The sequence below is a fragment of the Streptomyces sp. CBMA291 genome (assembly GCF_014596525.1).
GTDB lineage: Bacteria > Actinomycetota > Actinomycetes > Streptomycetales > Streptomycetaceae > Streptomyces.
Genome location: NZ_MSJP01000085.1, coordinates 34,367 through 50,425, shown reverse-complemented (window position 1 = coordinate 50,425; position 16,059 = coordinate 34,367). Strand labels below are relative to the sequence as shown.

Sequence of the window (16,059 nt, the reverse complement as noted above, 5' to 3'; positions counted from 1 at the left end):
GAGCCGTACCGGCTGCTGTGATCGACCGCATGGATGACACGGGCGGTACGGGTGGGACGGACGGTACGGGCGTGGCGAACGGTGCGGACGGTACGGGTGTGGCAGACGGTGCGGACAGTGCGGGTGTGACGGATCTGCGGGAACGGTTCGGCGGCTGCGCGGCCATGGTCACGGGTGCGGCCAGGGGCATCGGCGCGGCCACGGCGCGGAGGCTCGCGGCGGAGGGCGCGCGGGTCCTCGTCACGGACGTCGACGAGGCGGCGGCGCGGGAGACGGCGGCGGGCATCGAGGGCGCGGAGGCGGTGCGCTGCGATGTGTCGGACCAGGCGTCGGTGGACGCGGCGGTGGCGCACGCGGTCCGCGTCTTCGGGCGGCTCGACGTCCTCGTCAACAACGCGCTGGGCCCGGTGACCCCGGACGAGGCCCTCTTCGAGGACGAGCCGGAGGAGGTGTGGACCGTGCAGCAGGACGTGACGTTCCTGGGCGCGGTCCGGTGCGCGCGGGCGGCGCTGCCGCATCTGGCGGCCGGCGGGCGGGGCGCGATCGTGACGATCGGCTCCGTCAACGCGGAGGCGGACTTCGGCAATCACGCGTACAGCGCGGCGAAGGCGGGCCTGGCGTCGCTGACCCGCACGCTCGCGGGGGACGCGGCGCGGCGCGGGGTCCGGGTCAACCAGGTCAACCCGGGCACGATCGCGACGAGGGCGTGGGCGGGCCGGGAGAAGGACCTGGCGGCGCTCGGGGACCGGGTCTACCCGCTGGGCCGGGTCGGCACCCCGGAGGACATCGCGGCGGCGGTGGCCTTCCTGGCGTCGAAGGACGCGTCCTGGATCACGGGTACGGTCCTGCGGGTGGACGGCGGACTGCTGGCGGTGAACCGTCACTTCGCGGAGGTACTGGGGGAGGAGTAGCCCCGCCCCCAGGCCGCACGCTCCCGGCCCCGGCCCCGGTCCCGCACGTTCCCGGCCCCGGGCCCGCACCCTCTCGACCCGGGCCCGGGGCCTCCCGACCCCCGGCTCACACCTTCCCCTCCAACTCCTTGGCCAGCAGACGCAACAGCTCGGCGCTGTCGTCGGGCCCGAGTGCCACCGCCTGAAGGTTCTCGAACATGGATTTGAAGTGGCGGATCTCCTCCTCGGCCTCCAGGAAGGCGTCGCCCGCAGGGGTTTCCACGTAGACGAGTTCGGGGTCGTCCGCGTCCGGGAAGTCCATGTGGGTGAAGCCGCCGGTCATGCCGACGTGCGCGCCACACGTGAACGGGAGGACCTGGAGGGTGATGTGGGGCTCGGCCATCAGGTCGAGCAGGTGCCACAGCTGGTCCCGCATGACCTCGGGCCCGCCGACCTCGCGGCGCAGGGCCGCCTCGTCCACGACGGCCCGGAAACGCGGCGGCTGCGCCCCGGCGAGGGCGGTCTGCCGTTCGCGGCGCACCTGGAGACGCTGCTCGGTCTCCTTCCGGCCGACGGCGGGGAGGGTGCCCCGGACGACGGCCAGGGTGTACGGCTCCGTCTGGGCGAGCCCGGGGACGAACAGGGACTCGTAGGTGCGGACAGTCCGCGCCTCGCTCTCGAAGCCGAGGTAAGAGGCGAACTTCTCGGACAGCTCCGAGTGGTAAGTCCGGACCCGTTCCTGGTCGTTCGAGCCGCTCTGGAGCGCGAGGAGATCGGCGCGCTGGGTCTCGCTGGCCCGGTAGACGTCCAACAGGCCGACGAGGGTGCGCTTCTGGGGCCGGGCCCGTGAGCGCTCGATCCGGTAGAGCGTCGCCTCGTTGATCCCGGTCCGCTCGGACACGTCCTCGCGCGTGAGTCCCGCTTCGGCGCGCAGCTTTCTCAACTCGGCGGCCAGACGCCGGAGTCGGACGGTCGGTGGACGCGGTCTCTTGTCGGCCATGTGCCGGTTCCCTCTCTGCCGGGACGGTTTCCGCGAGTGTGCGCCGTCAGCATGCCGACTCTCAAATCACTCGAACGCCTAGAGATCTTTCGCCTGCCTTGCGTTCGCCGGTCGGGCGTGGGCAGGCTGTGCCCGTGATCGCCGACTGTCACGGCTCCGTGACGTTGGGGTGATCGTGCCTGCCTGTGCGCGAAACAGGCGGACCCCCGCGACCGAGCGACCGGTCCGGGGGCGTGGTCAACGCCTTCAAGGAGCGCCAACGTGCGTAACCCTATCGTCCGTGTCGTGGAGTTGGTTCTGCGTCGGCTCCTGCCCCCGACGGGCCGCCGCCGCTCGAACGGCACGCCGCCGCCCCCTCCCGTACCGCCGACCCCGCCGGTCCCGCCCGTGCGCGGCTGCGGAGGCCTCGCCCCGGCGGGCCACTGCCACGCCCGGGTCCTCTGCCTCCGGGCCGAGGGCGCCCGCCTCGTCCGAGGGGCGGCCTGATGGAACCCGATGTGATCGTCCTGCGCTGGACCCAGTCGCCGGGCAGCGTCCCGGCGGCCCGCAGGGAACTGCGCCGCACGCTGACCCGCTGGTCGTGGACCACCGTCGAGGACGCCGCCTCCCTGGTCCTCTCGGAACTCCTCACCAACGCCGTACGTCACGGCCACGTACCCGGCCGAGAGATCGAAACCCACTTCGCCCGCACGGGTGACACCCTGCGTATCGAAGTCCACGACGCCTCGGAACACCGCCCCTTGATGGCCCTCCCGGAGGAAGGAGCGACCGAGGGCGGCTGGGGCCTTCCCCTGGTCGACACCCTGGCGACGAAGTGGGGCGTGGAGAGCCGCCGGGGGCCGGGGAAGCTGGTGTGGGCGGAACTGGCGGTGGAGGAGAGGGAGTTCTGAGAGACGCGCGCCCCTCGGACGCGTCTCGAAGGGATGTTCGGCGGCTGGGCCCCCTTCCACCGCCCGAGTCCCGCACTACGCTGGCGAGTGCGCCCGCCGCCGGGAGGAACGCCGGACGGAACACCGGCCAGGGGACCGGGAAGAGCACGGAAAAGGACCCCGAGGAGGACGATGTGCGTCGCCGCCCGTTCCTGACCCTGGCAGCCGCCGCCCTCTTCGCCCCGTCCATCGGTCAACAGGCCGCGCACGCACAGGAGAAGGAGCTGCCGGGAGACCTGGAAGACCTCCTGTTGTACGGGCAGGACCGGATCCAGGCCCCCCGCCGCGAGCCGACCCGGCAGACCGTCGCCGCGTCACTCGTCGCCTCCCGCGAGGAGTTCAAGGCGGCTCGCTACGACGCTCTGGCCCGCGCCCTGCCCGGCCGGATCGCCGCAGCCGGAAGGGTCGGCGCCCCGGAGGAACAGGCCCGTAACGTCGCCCGGCTCTACAGCGTCGCGGTACGGCTCTGCATCAAGATCGGCACCGACCACCTGGTGTCCGTGACCGCCGACCGTGCCCTGACCGCCGCCAGGCAGGGCGGCGATCCCCTGATCACGGCGGAGGCCCAACGGATGGTCTCCAGCGCGTGGCGCCGCCAGGGGAGCCTGGCGCGCGCGACGGGCATCGTGGTGGACGCAGCCGAGGAACTGCTCGCCGACACCACCGCCCCCGAGGCAGCCCGGCTCGCCGTCCGCGCCGACCTGTACGCCACCGCCGCGTACACCGCCGCGAAGTCCGGCGACCGTTCCGCCGCGCACGCCCTGATCAAGGAGGCCGCCGACAGTTCGGCGGCGGCCGGCAGGGCTTCGGGACAGGTCGACGGACTCCCCGGGGTCGCCCTGCACCAGCTGTCCGTGCACTACGAGCTGGGCGACTCGGGAAAGGCGATCGAACTGGCCGCCACGATCGACCCGGCCGCTCTGCCGACCACCGAACGGCAGGCCCGGTTCTTCACCGACGTGGCCCGCGCGTTCGACCAGTGGGGCAAACCGGCGCACTGCTACCGGGCCCTGCTCGCCGCCGAGGAGGTCGCCCCACAGGAGATCCGCCGTGGCGCGGTACGCGACCTCGCCACCGGCCTGCTGCGCCACGACCGCACCCTGCCCGGCATCCGCGCCTTCGCCGAGCGCGCGGGCGTACCAGTCGTCTGACCCGTAGTCGGAGTACGGCCCGTAGCCCGGCTACGAATCCGGTTTCCGAAAAGGGAGTTCACTGGAGAACGTTCCACTTCTGCTGTGGAACGGCGCGGCGCCATGGTCCACGGGCAGGTTGAGGCTTGCCCGAATGCAGGGGTGGTCGTGCCTGACACGTCACCGCCCAGGTTCGCCGGGGCCGTCAAGCATTACGCCGTCTTCCGCTCGCCCGTCCGAGAGGAGATCCACGCATGCCCCGAATGACCGACCCGGCCACGACCTACGCCGAGCTGGAGCGCTTCGACCGTCGGACTGCTCCCGCGTACTACATAGACACCACGGCCATCAAAGATCCGACCGTGCTCGACCTGCTGAACTCCTGCCCGACTGTCTTCGGCATCAAGAAAGCCGTCGCTGAACTGCTGGCAGGGCGTCGGGGCACCAAGTTGCCCGAGACTGCCGGGATCATCGAGCCGGGCGCGACCGTCCGGGGTCATGTGATCGTGGCGGCCGGAGCCGTCATCGCGGAAGGTGCCCATGTCACCGGCCCGGTGTTGGTCTGCTCCGGCGCGGTGATCGAGGCCGGTGCCCGAGTACGTGACAACACCGTCATCGGCCCCGATTGCCGGATCGGCTTCGGAGCCGAGGTCACCCGCTCCCTGCTCGCCGGCGGGGTCTTCATGAAACACACCAGCTTCGTCGGTGACTCCGTGCTCGGCCTCGGCGTCAACATCGGCGCGTTCGCCTCCACCACCGGCCTGCGTGTCACTTCCGGGCCGGTCGCCGAGCCGGCCACCGTCGAGGTGTGCGCCTACCTCGACGGCCACCGGGTGCCCACAGGCCAAACGAAGTTCGGTGCGGTGGTCGGCGATGGTGTGATCATCCCAGCCGGGACCATCCTCCAGCCCGCCACTCTCATTGGCTCACACACCCTGCTCTACCCCAAGTCCCAGGTCGGTGGCTTCTATCCGGCCGGAAGCCAGGGAAGGTGACCATGCCCATCGCCGGGATCGGAACCGACGCACCGGTGAGCGACGCCCGTGCCGTGCACATCATCGGCGGCCACCGTCTGACCGGCACCACCGCTGTCCAGGGCAGCAAGAACATCGCGTTGCACCTGTACGCCGCCGCGATCCTTGCCGATGAACCGGTGACCCTTCGTGGCGCGCCCGAGATTCTGGACACCCGCGTGGTCGCCGACATCCTTCACCGCACCGGCACCGTTGTCACGGTGGCAGGTGATGAGTTTGCCACCAGTCCGGCCGATTCGTGCCTTGCCGTAGTCCCGGACGAACTCGGGCGGCGCATCCGCACCACTGCGGTGATAGGAGGCGCCCTTCTCGCCCGCTCGGGGAAAGTCACTTTTCCGCTGCCCGGCGGAGACGCCTTCTGTGCACGCCGCATCGACCGGCACCTGGCTGCGATGAAGGCTGCCGGGGCAGAGGTCGAGGTCGGCGAAGGCCGAGTACGTGCCCGCTTCACCGGCAAGCGGGTGCCCTTCACCACAGATGCCGAGACCAGTTCGTGGGGGCCGAGCCTGGGGGCGACGGTTACAGCGATGCTGCTGGCCGTCCGTACCACGGGGACTTCCGTGATTCTGAATCCGAGCCTGGAGCCCGAAGTCGCCCACACCGCCGCCCTGCTGTCTCAAGCCGGTGTCGGCATCGAATGGCAGGGCAGGGCGGCTCTGCACGTCACCGGCGTCGGCCACGTCAGGGGCGGCGTGTTTTCCGTGCCGCCGGACCGGCTGGAGGCCGCCACCCTCGCGCTGGCCGCAGCCATCACGGGCGGGTCTGTGCAGCTTGAAGGGTTTCCCTTGGCAGCCTTCCCTGACGGGCTGTTGTCGGTGTTCGCCGACGCCGGTCTCCAGCTCGCCCCGCTGGGCAGTGGCACCGTCGTCAGTGCCCCGGGCGGGCTGCATGCGGTACAGATGGCCACGGGACCGCACCCGGGTTTCCCGACCGGCGTACAGCCCCAACTGACAGCCCTCCTTACTCAGGCTGAAGGAACATCCCGGATCCGGGAACGTGTCTACATCCGACGCGATACTCATCTACCGGCCCTCGCCGCTTTCGGCGCGAGTGTCAACACGACAGGCTCGCTGATCACCGTCCAGGGCCGGTCCGTGCTCAGGGCCGCCGATGTGGTCGGGAAGGACATTCGGGCCGCGACCGCGCTCGTGCTTGCCGCCCTGGCGGCCGAGGGCACCTCTACGATCCGGGGGATGTACCACCTGCGGCGCGGATACGGCAGTCTCCTGCCCAAGCTCGCCGCCCTCGGAGCAAGAGTGACGATCCGTCAGGAGTAGCCGTGGCTGCCACCGCACCGCTGAACCCGAACATGATCACCGAACTGCGAGAATGCCTGGAGTTGATGACCGCCGACGGCATCGTGCCTGGCGGAGTCATTGCCCACGGCACCGTCGAGGCAGTCCCCTGCTACATGGCCTCCGGTGTCGTCGCACCCGAGTGTGGTGACGCCCGGCCGGGCCCGGAGACCGTGTACGACGTCGCGTCGCTGACCAAGGTGCTGGCCACCTGGCCGCTGGTCGGCATGGCACTCGACGGCGGCTTCACACTGGACACCCCCATGTGGGAACTGCTGCCCATGATGGGCCCCGACGCCCCTGGTGGGAGGGTCACCGCCCGCCACATCCTGAGCCACACCTCCGGTCTGCGGGCGGATACCCGGCTCGATCGGTACCGGAACCGGGGCGAATCGCTGGCCCAGCTGATCTGCGACGAAGACCTGATCGCAGAGCCCGGCGCAGGGCACCGCTACATCAACCGTGGATTCATCCTGCTCGGTCTCGCCCTCGCCCACACCAACGGGCGGCGCTTGGACGACCTGGCCACCGAACTCTGGCAGGCCCTCTCCATGCACGCCACTGTCTACGGGCCCATGACCCGCTCCCCCCGGGTCGCGCCAACGGAACAGCGACTGCCCGGCGGTCCCAGGCTGTGGGGAATTCCGCATGACGACAACGCCGCTCTCCTCGGGGGTGTCGCCGGTCATGCCGGAGTGTTCACCACACCGGCCGACCTTGCCGTCTTCGCCACCGCACTGCTGGCTTCACACAAGACCGGCGGGCGCCTGGGAAGTTGGCTCTCCGACAGCATGCGACCGGTGGCCGAGATCGAACCCGGCCTCGACCGGGGACTGGCCTGGATTCTTGCCGACAGCGGCCGGGTGGCCTACCACCACGGTTTCACCGGCACCAGTCTTTATCTCGCCCCCGAGACCGGCCGCTACCTGGCCATCTGCACCAACGCGGTCTACCACCATCAGGACCACCGGGCCCGGCTGGCCCCGCTGCGGGCCCTTGCGCTCAAGGCGATCTCTCACGAACCCTAGGAGGGGAGTCCGTGCCCCCGACCAGCCTCGCGTCCCTGACCACCTTGCGCTTCGGCGGCCCGATCGCGGAACCGCTGTGGCTCTACGACCCCGACGACTGGCAGGAACTGGTCCACATCATCGGCCGGCGTCGGGAAGGCAGCCCTTTGACGCTTGGCCACGGCAGTAATGTCATTGCTTCCGACACTGGATATCCAGGCTCCGTCACCGTGGTGAACACCTGCGGCATCTTCGCGGAGAAGCAAGGCGACGGCACGGTGCTGGCAACGGTGCAGGCCGGTCATCCGCTCACCGATCTCGTCGCTTGGGCCGCTGGCGAGTCCCTTGCCGGGGTCGAGTGCCTGGCCGGTATACCTGGCACCACCGGCGCCGCTCCGGTCCAGAACACCGGAGCGTATGGGCAGCAGATCGGCGACGTCCTCGACCACGTCACTGCCTGGGACTGGGACCTGGGCGGCCTGCGGACCCTGCCTTCCCAGGCGTGCCGTCTGCGGCACCGAGGCAGCCGGTTCAAGAACGAACCCGACCGCTGGACCGTCCTCACTGTCACTCTTCGCCTCACTTCGGCCCCGGCTGCCCCGATCACCTACCGCCCGCTGGCCGAAGAACTCGGCGTTCAGCCCGGAGCCAGACCGCCTGTCGCCGAGGTCGCCGCCGCTGTCCTCGCAAACCGCCACCGCCGTGGGCTCCTGCTCGACCCGCACGGCTCCGATGCCCGTCAGGTGGGCTCCGTCTTTCTCAACCCGCCCATTACCTCGGCCCAAGCCGACCGTTGGTCGGCGACGGGCTGCCCAATCCACACCGACAGTGACGGAGAACTGCGGGCCAGTGCGGGCTGGCTCCTCGAACTCGTCGGATGTCGACCCGGCCGGAAGATCGCCCAAGGAACTCGGTGTTCGTCGGCCCGCACCCTCACACTGACCGCCCACGAGGGCGCCACCGCGACCGGTTTCGTCGACACCTTGTCCGCCCTTGCCTCCCAGGTCGAGCGGGCCACCGGCATTTCTCTTCGCCCTGAGCCGGTGAAGGTGGGCACGTGGGCGCCACCGCACCGTGAATCGGTGTGACGGCGAAGGCCGCCCGCAAAGGCCGAAACGGTGCTGGTGGTCTCGCAGGCTTCGGCATCGGAGCGGCACGACACCGTCCGCTGAACCGCTCCCCTCACCCCGCCCGCAGCATCAACCCGATCCCCACCGCCATCAGGGCCGCCGCCGCGATGCGCGGGGCGCCGAAGCGTTCCTTGAAGAAGAAGGCGCCGATGGCCGCGCCGACGATGATCGACGATTCGCGGAGGGCCGCGATGGGGGCCAGAGGGGCCTTCGTCTGGGCCCACAGGACCAGGCCGTAGGCGCCGACCGAGAGGGCCGCGCCGAGGAAGCCCCGGGCCGCGTACGGGCGGAGTTGGGGGAGCAGGGCGCCTCGGCGGGTCCACAGGGCGTACGCCGGGATCGACACGCCCTCCAGGACCATCAGCCACGCGATGTAGCCGATCGGGGTTCCCGAGGCGCGGACGCCCACGCCGTCCACGACCGTGTACCCGGCGATCGCCAGGCCCGTGCCCATCGCCGCGAGCAGCGCCGGCCACTGCGGGGCGCCGCCCTTGCCCCGGATGCCCCACAGCGCCATCCCCGTCAGGCCCGCGCAGGCCACCGCGACGCCGAGCAACTGCCAGCCGCCCGGCACCTCGTCCAGGAACAGCGCCGCCAGGACCGTCACCACCAGCGGCGCCGTCCCCCGCGCGATCGGGTACATCTGCCCGAAGTCGCCCAGCGTGAACGAACGCATCAGCAGCACCATGTAACCGACGTGCAGCCCCGCCGACACCACCAGATACGGCCACGCCCCCGCCGCGGGCAGCGGCGCGAACAGCGCGAGCGCCAGGCCGATCAGCGCGCCGCCACCGGATATCAGGGTGAACGAGAGCAGTTGGTCCTTGATGTGGTGCGCGATCGCGTTCCAGCCCGCGTGCGTGATGGCCGCCGCCAGGACCGCGAGCGTGACGAGCGGTGTCATGCCGACTGCTCGCGCACATCCACCAGGGCGGCGCCCGCGTGGGCGATCAGCGACTTCGGGTCGAGCGCGAACACCGTGTGCGGCGTGCCCGCCGCCGCCCACACCAACTCGTGGTCGAGCAGCCCCCGGTCCGCCAGGACCCGCGTCCGGGTACGGTGCCCGAACGGCGGTACGCCCCCGATCGCGTACCCCGTCGTCTCCCGGACCACCTTCGCGTCCGCCCGGGTCACCTTCTCCGCGCCCAGCTCCCGCCGGACCCGCTCCACGTCCACCCGCGACGCCCCGTCCATCAGGACCAGGACGGGCACCCCGTCCGCCGCGAAGATCAGCGACTTCACGATCTCGGAGACCTCGCAGCCGATCGCCTCGGCCGCCTGCGCCGCGGTCCGGGTCTCGTCCGGGAAGCGCCGGACCTCGACGTCCAGGCCCAGTTCCCGGAGCGCGGCGGCGAACTGCGGGTGCGCGGCGGATCCGGGGGAGTCGGGGGATCCGGGGGAGTCGGGAGAGGTGGGCGAGGTGGGGGAAGCGGGAGAGGTGGGCGAGGTGGGCGAAGCGGGAGAGGTGGGCGAGGTGGGCGAAGCGGGAGAGGTGGGGGAAGCGGTCGCGTCGCCTGTGCCTGCCGCGCCCGCGCTTTCGGTGTTCTCAGCCGTCATGGCCAGCACCGTAGCGGTCGGTGTAGGGGGCAAGCGACCCACTTACGGTCCCGGGGACCCGGCCGGTGGGCACCGGCCCCGGCCCCACCCGCACCCCGCACCCCGGCCCCCACGCCGCCCCGCCCCTACCCCGCCTTCAGCACCCGCGCCACGACCTTCCCCGCCGAGTCGCCGCCGTGGCCGCCCTCCTGGACGACCGCCGCCGCCGCCAGGTCGCCCGAGTAGCCGGTGAACCAGCTGTTCGAGGTGGCGTTGCCGTCGACCTCCGCCGAGCCGGTCTTCGCGCCCTTGGGGGACGGGACCCCGGCCATCGCCTGCGCCGCCGTGCCGTTGACCGCCGTCTCGCGCATCATCCGGCGCAGCCCCGAGGCGATCCGGGTGGGGAGCGGGTCGGCCTCGGCGAACGGGCGGTCGTCCAGCTTCCGCGCCACCAGGTACGGCTGGAGGAAGGCGCCGTTCTTCGCGGTCGCGGAGAGCGAGGCCACGTTCAGGGCGCTCATCGTGATCTTGCCCTGGCCGATGTACGAGGCGGCCGTCTCGGCCGACTCCGAGGCGGGGACGCTGCCGTCGGCGGACGGCACGCCGATCTTCCACTCCTTGCCGATGCCGAAGTAGCGACTGGCGGTGTCGCCGAGCGCCGTCCCCTCGATCCCCTTCTCGTTGAGCGGACCGATCGCCTTGATGAAGGCGGTGTTGCAGGAGCGGCGGAAGGCGTCGGAGAGGGTGCCGTCATCGATCTTGAAGTCGTCGAGGTTGTGGAAGGTGCGCCCGTCCCACGGGACCGACGGCGGACACTCGACCTTGCTGTCCGGCATCGCCAGACCGTGTTCCATCATCATCGTCGCCGTGACGATCTTCATGGTCGAGCCGGGGGCCTGCGCCCCCTGGAGGGCCGTGTTGAAGCCTCCCGCCGGGCTGTTGGCGACCGCCCGTATCGCCCCGGTCGACGGCTCGACGGCCGCCACCGCCGCCTGGCCGTAGGCCTGCACGGCCTTCTCCGCCGCCGCCTGCACGTCCGCATCGATGGTCGTCCTGAGCACCCCCGGCTTGCCCTTCCGCAGGACGAGGAGGGTGGTGTCGGGGACGGTCTCGCTGCCCGAGTCGATCCAGGTCTCGATGCCGGAGGTCCCGTCGACCTGCGAGCCGTACCGCTGCCGCAGCGTGTCGAGGACGGGGGCGAGGGAGGGGTACTTCTCCGGGGACAGCTCGACGCCCTCGTGGTCCAGGGCTTTCAGGGCGGCGGTCTTCGCCGTCCCCGTGCGCAGGGTGGCGTTCGCGGTGAGCCGGGGGTGGAGCACCGTCGGCGCCCACTTCACCAGCGGCCGGCCGGTGCTGAGCCCGCGCACCACGGTCAGCTGGGAGGAGTACGCCAGCTCCTTGGAGACGTCCTCGTAGGAGACCGTGGCCCGGACGGTGAACGGCACCTTCGTACCGGCCGGGGGGCCAGGGGTGATCACCGCCCTGGTGATCCCGGCGCCGCCCTGGAAGGCGGTGAGCGCCGGGCCCGCCGTGACCGGGTCGTTGGTGTACTGCGCGGCCTGATCGGACTCGCCCGCCGCCCAGGCGGCCAGGAAGTCCTTGGCGACGGCGGTGGTCTCCTCGGCGGTGAGGGGCCCGGTCTTCGGGGCGTTCGCGCTCGTGGTCCCCGTGGAGTCGCCTCCGGTGACCCCGTTCCAGAGGTTCCAGCCCCCGTAGCCGACCCCGCCCGCCACGACGGCGAAGACGCTCCCGACGATCGCGACCTTGGCTCCACTGCGCATGGCTGCGCCTCCCCTCCCCAGGTGGACGTTCGAGTCAAGCAGCCGGGGCGAACGCCTGTCGAGCGACTTCCCGCATATCAGTCACACCCGCCGTACGCCTCGCATCCGCCCCGCCCGCCGCACCCGTCACACCCAGGTGTCCAGCCACATCCGCCCGCGCCACTGATCCAGTGGAATCGGCGTTCCCGTGTAGATGGGCCAGAAATAAATGAAATTCCAGATGATGAGGAGGACGATGCAGCCCGCCGCCACCGCGCCGAAAGTACGGCGTCTTTCCGACGAGCCTGCCGGGCCGACGATCGCGCCCAGCATCATGGCCACCGCCAGACAGAGGAACGGAACGAACACCACGGCGTAGAAATAGAAGATGGTGCGTTCCTGGTAGTGGAACCAGGGGACCCAGCCCGCCGCCACGGCGCACGCGATGGCGCCCGCGCGCCAGTCCCGGCGGAAGGCCCAGCGCCACAGGATGTACAGGAGGGCGATGCAGGCGGTCCACCACAGGAGCGGGGTGCCGAGGGCCAGGATCTCCTGGGCGCACTTCTCCTTCGCGTCGGCGGGGCAGCCGTTCACGCCGGGGGCGGGGGACTCGTAGAAGTACGAGACGGGGCGGCCGAGGACGATCCAGGACCAGGGGTTCGACTCGTACACATGGGGCGAGGTGAGGCCCACGTGGAAGTTGTACACCTCGAACTCGTAGTGCCAGAAGCTGCGCAGCCAGTCCGGCAGCCAGCTCCAGGTGCCGCCGCCGTTCAGCTTGTCCTGGTCGGCGGCCCATGTCCGGAAGTAGCCCTTGTCACTGGCGAGCCAGCCGCTCCAGGTCGCCATGTACGCGGCGATGCCCACCGGCACCACCGCCCCGAACGCCGGGGCCAGGTCCTTCAGGAACACCGCGACGCGCGGGCGGACCGCACCGGCCGTACGGCGGGCGCCGACGTCCCACAGCACCGTCAGGAGGCCGAAGGCGACCATGAAGTACAGCCCGTTCCACTTGGTGCCGGCGGCCAGGCCCAGCATCACACCGGCCGTGATCCGCCACGGGCGCCAGCCGAGCCGCAAGGACTCCGCGATCTCCGCGTCGGGCCGGAGGACCCCCTCCTCGTCCTCCGGGAGCGCCGCCGCGAGCCGCCGTCTCGCCCAGTCCCGGTCGATGACCAGGGAGCCGAAGGCGGCCACCGCGAAGAACATCACCACCAGGTCGAGCAGGGCGGTGCGGCTCATCACGAAGTGCAGTCCGTCGACGGCGAGCAGCAGACCCGCCAGACAGCCCAGGAACGTCGAGCGGAACAGGCGCCGCCCGATCCGGCAGATCATGAGCACCGACAGGGTGCCCAGCAGCGCCACCATGAAGCGCCATCCGAACGGCTCGAAGCCGAACATCTTCTCGCCGAGACCGATCAGCCACTTGCCCATCGGCGGATGGACGACATAGCCCGGGTCCGTCGGGATCAGGACCGCGCCCGGGTCGGAGAGGATCGTCTTGTCGATGTCTTTCGGCCACGCCCCCTCGTACCCCTGGTTGATCAGGGCCCAGGAGTCCTTGGCGTAGTACGTCTCGTCGAATATCACCGCGCGCGGCTTGCCCAGGTTCCAGAACCTGAGCAGCCCCGCGAGGGCCGTGACCAGGAGCGGACCGCCCCAGGCGGAGAGCCGCCAGAGTCGCTCGGCCCGCTCGGGAGAGAGCCCGAGCAGCGCCGTGACACGGGCGGAGGGACGGATGAACGGAGGGACGAGGCGCTCCCGCAGCCCGATGGGTGCGGTGCGTCCGGCGGGCGGTTCGTAGCCGAAACGCCGCAGCCGTCGCTGCCACGAAGAGGGCTCTGCCACGGCGTGCCGGCCCTCCAGGGCCTCGGGTGCGGTACTGGTCACCGCGCCATCGTAGGGAACGCGCCTGCGCACGTCGCCTGTCCGGGCTGCGAGGATGGGCGGTGTGACAGGAACGCTGGTACTCGCAGGGACCCCCATCGGTGACATCGCGGACGCTCCGCCCCGACTCGCCACCGAACTGGAGAACGCGGACATCGTGGCCGCCGAGGACACCCGGAGGCTGCGCGGACTGACGCGCGCGCTCGGCGTCCACACCTCGGGCCGGGTCGTCTCCTACTTCGAGGGGAACGAGTCCGCCCGTACGCCGGAACTGGTCGAGGCGCTGGCCGGCGGCGCCCGGGTGCTCCTGGTGACCGACGCGGGCATGCCGTCCGTCTCCGACCCCGGCTACCGGCTCGTCGCCGCCGCCGTCGAGCAGGACATCAAGGTGACCGCCGTCCCCGGGCCGTCCGCCGTGCTCACCGCGCTGGCCCTCTCCGGGCTCCCCGTCGACCGCTTCTGCTTCGAGGGCTTCCTGCCGAGGAAGGCGGGCGAGCGGCTCGGGCGGCTGCGCGAGGTCGCCGACGAGCGCCGGACCCTCGTCTACTTCGAGGCGCCGCACCGGCTCGACGACACCCTCGCCGCGATGGCCGAGGTCTTCGGCGCGGAGCGGCGGGCGGCCGTCTGCCGCGAGCTGACCAAGACGTACGAGGAGGTCAAGCGGGGTCCGCTGGCCGATCTCGCCGCCTGGGCCGCCGAGGGCGTACGCGGGGAGATCACCGTCGTCGTCGAGGGCGCCCCGGAGACCGGACCGGCCGAACTCGACGCGGAGGAGCTGGTCCGCAGGGTGCGGGTGCGCGAGGAGGCGGGCGAGCGGCGCAAGGAGGCCATCGCGGCGGTCGCGGCGGAAGCGGGGCTTCCCAAGCGGGAGGTATTCGATGCCGTCGTGGCGGCAAAGAACGCGGCTGCGGCGTCCCCCGGAAACGGTAAAGGACTAATCTGAAAAGCAAAGGGAAAAGCCGTGCCGGGACACTCCGCAGGGCAGTTGGCAAGGGAAGAGCCAAAAGCCTCCCATGGTTCGTCTCGCGCTGATGCGCTCCGGCCGGAAAAGGCGTCCACTGATCAGTGGAGAGGAGCTGGCATGAGTGAGACCACCGGTACCGGCATATCCGTCGCCCACGAGGCTTACGCCTTCGCCTGCATGCGCTGTGGATACGGCTGGGAGCAGGCGTACGAGATCGAGCACCACACCGACGCTTCCCACAACGCGTTCGTCGTCTACAAGGCGGACGGGGAGCGGGTTCCGTCGCCGCTGTCCAGTCCCACCTGCATGAACTGCGGCGGCCATGTCGTCCGGATCATGCGCGCGGGGCAGGTGTCGTCCGTGCTCGACCTGATCGCGGCGACGGAGAAGCACCGGCGTGGCGCCAAGGAGACCAAGCCGGTGTCGCCGTCCGGCCCCATCGGCCAGGAACTCACCGAGGGGGAGCCCCCGGTGCCGCACCACTGGCACCTGGCGGACCTTCTGCATCCCTTCCGGCGCCGTACGTGACGGAGGTCCGGCGCCGCACGCGCCGTCGGCTCCGGCGTCGCGCCTGACCCGGGGGCGACCCCGAGCGCGGGGCGGGGCGGGCCTCGTACGATCGGGGCCATGAGTGCCAAGGACGCCCCGCCGCCGCTGCCCGAACCCCTCCTGGTGGAGGTCGCGGACTCGCACACCCATCTGGACCTCCAGTCCGGGACCGTCGAGGAGGCCCTCGTCAAGGCCGCCGCCGTCGGCGTGACCACGGTGGTGCAGGTGGGCTGCGACGTGAAGGGCTCCCGGTGGGCCGCCGAGACCGCCGCCGCCCACGAGCGGGTGCACGCGGCGGTCGCCCTGCACCCCAACGAAGCCCCGAGGATCGTCCTGGGCGACCCCGAGGGCGTGGCCCGGCAGGGCGTACGGGAAGGCGGCGGCGACGCGGCCCTCGACGACGCCCTCGCCGAGATCGACCGGCTCGCCGCCCTCCCGTACGTCCTCGGGGTCGGCGAGACCGGCCTCGACTTCTTCCGTACGGGCCCCGAGGGCATCGCCGCGCAGGAGCGTTCCTTCCGGGCCCACATCGAGATCGCCAAGCGGCACGGCAAGACCCTCGTCATCCACGACCGGGAGGCCCACGCCGACGTGCTGCGCGTCCTGGACGAGGAGGGCGCCCCCGAGCGGACCGTCTTCCACTGCTACTCCGGCGACGCGGCCATGGCCGAGATCTGCGCCGCCAAGGGCTACTACATGTCCTTCGCGGGCAACGTCACCTTCAAGAACGCCCAGCCCCTAAGGGACGCGCTCGCGGTGGCCCCGCTGGAACTCGTCCTCGTCGAGACCGACGCGCCCTTCCTCACCCCGGCCCCCTTCCGAGGCCGCCCGAACGCCCCCTACCTGATCCCGGTGACCCTCCGGGCGATGGCGGAGGTACGGGGCATCGGCGAGGAGGAGATGGCCGGGGCGATCGCCACGAACACGGCTCGGGCCTTCGACTACTGA

At 71.2% G+C, this 16,059-nt stretch carries 16 protein-coding genes; 11 read left to right on the top strand and 5 right to left on the bottom strand.

Features of this window, described 5'->3' with window-relative positions; all coding sequences use genetic code 11:
• Window positions 1-164: 164 nt before the first annotated feature.
• A complete protein-coding gene (locus BU197_RS20885; RefSeq protein WP_188269857.1) occupies window positions 165-911 on the top strand; it encodes an SDR family NAD(P)-dependent oxidoreductase in 747 nt (248 codons plus the stop codon).
• 106 nt (window positions 912-1,017) lie between these two features.
• Here the strand turns inward: BU197_RS20885 and BU197_RS20880 are convergent, their stop codons facing one another.
• On the bottom strand, window positions 1,018-1,890 hold the full coding sequence (locus tag BU197_RS20880) for a helix-turn-helix domain-containing protein (RefSeq protein ID WP_188269818.1): 873 nt from the start codon (window positions 1,888-1,890) through the stop codon (window positions 1,018-1,020).
• Between the two features lie 261 nt (window positions 1,891-2,151).
• Between BU197_RS20880 and BU197_RS20875 the strand changes: the two genes are divergently transcribed.
• The 7 genes from BU197_RS20875 to BU197_RS20845 all read left to right on the top strand — a co-directional run bounded on the left by BU197_RS20875 (window position 2,152) and on the right by BU197_RS20845 (window position 8,373).
• A complete protein-coding gene (locus BU197_RS20875; RefSeq protein WP_188269817.1) occupies window positions 2,152-2,376 on the top strand; it encodes a hypothetical protein in 225 nt (74 codons plus the stop codon).
• Window positions 2,376-2,780, top strand: coding sequence for an ATP-binding protein (locus BU197_RS20870; protein WP_188269816.1), 405 nt, complete (start codon window positions 2,376-2,378; stop codon window positions 2,778-2,780). The genes BU197_RS20875 and BU197_RS20870 overlap by 1 nt, the downstream gene beginning before the upstream one ends.
• 173 nt (window positions 2,781-2,953) lie before the next feature.
• Window positions 2,954-3,970: an XRE family transcriptional regulator gene (locus BU197_RS20865; RefSeq protein WP_188269815.1), complete on the top strand. Its 1,017-nt coding sequence runs from the start codon at window positions 2,954-2,956 to the stop codon at window positions 3,968-3,970.
• Window positions 3,971-4,203: 233 nt separating this feature from the next.
• Window positions 4,204-4,944 carry a hypothetical protein gene (locus tag BU197_RS20860; RefSeq protein ID WP_188269814.1) on the top strand — a complete coding sequence of 247 codons (741 nt, stop codon included), beginning with the start codon at window positions 4,204-4,206 and terminating at the stop codon, window positions 4,942-4,944.
• Between the two features lie 2 nt (window positions 4,945-4,946).
• Entirely contained in the window at window positions 4,947-6,260 is a 1,314-nt protein-coding gene (locus BU197_RS20855) for a UDP-N-acetylglucosamine 1-carboxyvinyltransferase (RefSeq protein WP_188269813.1), read from the top strand.
• Window positions 6,261-6,262: 2 nt separating this feature from the next.
• Entirely contained in the window at window positions 6,263-7,306 is a 1,044-nt protein-coding gene (locus BU197_RS20850; protein WP_317452333.1) for a serine hydrolase domain-containing protein, read from the top strand.
• A gap of 11 nt (window positions 7,307-7,317) precedes the next feature.
• Window positions 7,318-8,373, top strand: a complete 1,056-nt coding sequence (locus BU197_RS20845) for a UDP-N-acetylmuramate dehydrogenase (RefSeq protein ID WP_188269812.1) — start codon at window positions 7,318-7,320, stop codon at window positions 8,371-8,373.
• Window positions 8,374-8,467: 94 nt separating this feature from the next.
• Here the strand turns inward: BU197_RS20845 and BU197_RS20840 are convergent, their stop codons facing one another.
• The 4 genes from BU197_RS20840 to BU197_RS20825 form a co-directional block, all read right to left on the bottom strand.
• The gene (locus BU197_RS20840; RefSeq protein WP_188269811.1) at window positions 8,468-9,319 is read right to left on the bottom strand and encodes an EamA family transporter; all 852 of its coding nucleotides are present in this window, start codon (window positions 9,317-9,319) and stop codon (window positions 8,468-8,470) included.
• Window positions 9,316-9,750 carry a YbaK/EbsC family protein gene (locus BU197_RS20835; protein ID WP_223183971.1) on the bottom strand — a complete coding sequence of 145 codons (435 nt, stop codon included), beginning with the start codon at window positions 9,748-9,750 and terminating at the stop codon, window positions 9,316-9,318. The genes BU197_RS20840 and BU197_RS20835 overlap by 4 nt, the downstream gene beginning before the upstream one ends.
• 347 nt (window positions 9,751-10,097) lie before the next feature.
• Window positions 10,098-11,732, bottom strand: coding sequence for a penicillin-binding transpeptidase domain-containing protein (locus tag BU197_RS20830; RefSeq protein ID WP_188269809.1), 1,635 nt, complete (start codon window positions 11,730-11,732; stop codon window positions 10,098-10,100).
• A gap of 126 nt (window positions 11,733-11,858) precedes the next feature.
• Entirely contained in the window at window positions 11,859-13,601 is a 1,743-nt protein-coding gene (locus tag BU197_RS20825) for a dolichyl-phosphate-mannose--protein mannosyltransferase (protein ID WP_188269808.1), read from the bottom strand.
• Between the two features lie 52 nt (window positions 13,602-13,653).
• Here BU197_RS20825 and rsmI point away from each other — a divergent pair, with 52 nt between their 5' ends.
• From rsmI to BU197_RS20810, 3 genes are all read left to right on the top strand, one after another.
• Window positions 13,654-14,541 carry a 16S rRNA (cytidine(1402)-2'-O)-methyltransferase gene (gene rsmI, locus BU197_RS20820; RefSeq protein WP_188269807.1) on the top strand — a complete coding sequence of 296 codons (888 nt, stop codon included), beginning with the start codon at window positions 13,654-13,656 and terminating at the stop codon, window positions 14,539-14,541.
• 138 nt (window positions 14,542-14,679) lie between these two features.
• Entirely contained in the window at window positions 14,680-15,090 is a 411-nt protein-coding gene (locus BU197_RS20815; protein ID WP_188269806.1) for a hypothetical protein, read from the top strand.
• A 99-nt stretch (window positions 15,091-15,189) separates the two neighbouring features.
• A complete protein-coding gene (locus BU197_RS20810; protein WP_188269805.1) occupies window positions 15,190-16,059 on the top strand; it encodes a TatD family hydrolase in 870 nt (289 codons plus the stop codon).

Coding starts and splice junctions, on each gene's coding strand:
- BU197_RS20860 (WP_188269814.1), top strand. CDS start 4,204: ATGCCCCGAATGACCGACCCGGCCACGACCTACGCCGAGCTGGAGCGC.
- BU197_RS20840 (WP_188269811.1), bottom strand. CDS start 9,319: ATGACACCGCTCGTCACGCTCGCGGTCCTGGCGGCGGCCATCACGCAC.
- BU197_RS20870 (WP_188269816.1), top strand. CDS start 2,376: ATGGAACCCGATGTGATCGTCCTGCGCTGGACCCAGTCGCCGGGCAGC.
- BU197_RS20880 (WP_188269818.1), bottom strand. CDS start 1,890: ATGGCCGACAAGAGACCGCGTCCACCGACCGTCCGACTCCGGCGTCTG.
- BU197_RS20815 (WP_188269806.1), top strand. CDS start 14,680: ATGAGTGAGACCACCGGTACCGGCATATCCGTCGCCCACGAGGCTTAC.
- BU197_RS20855 (WP_188269813.1), top strand. CDS start 4,947: ATGCCCATCGCCGGGATCGGAACCGACGCACCGGTGAGCGACGCCCGT.
- rsmI (WP_188269807.1), top strand. CDS start 13,654: ATGGGCGGTGTGACAGGAACGCTGGTACTCGCAGGGACCCCCATCGGT.
- BU197_RS20885 (WP_188269857.1), top strand. CDS start 165: ATGGTCACGGGTGCGGCCAGGGGCATCGGCGCGGCCACGGCGCGGAGG.
- BU197_RS20830 (WP_188269809.1), bottom strand. CDS start 11,732: ATGCGCAGTGGAGCCAAGGTCGCGATCGTCGGGAGCGTCTTCGCCGTC.
- BU197_RS20810 (WP_188269805.1), top strand. CDS start 15,190: ATGAGTGCCAAGGACGCCCCGCCGCCGCTGCCCGAACCCCTCCTGGTG.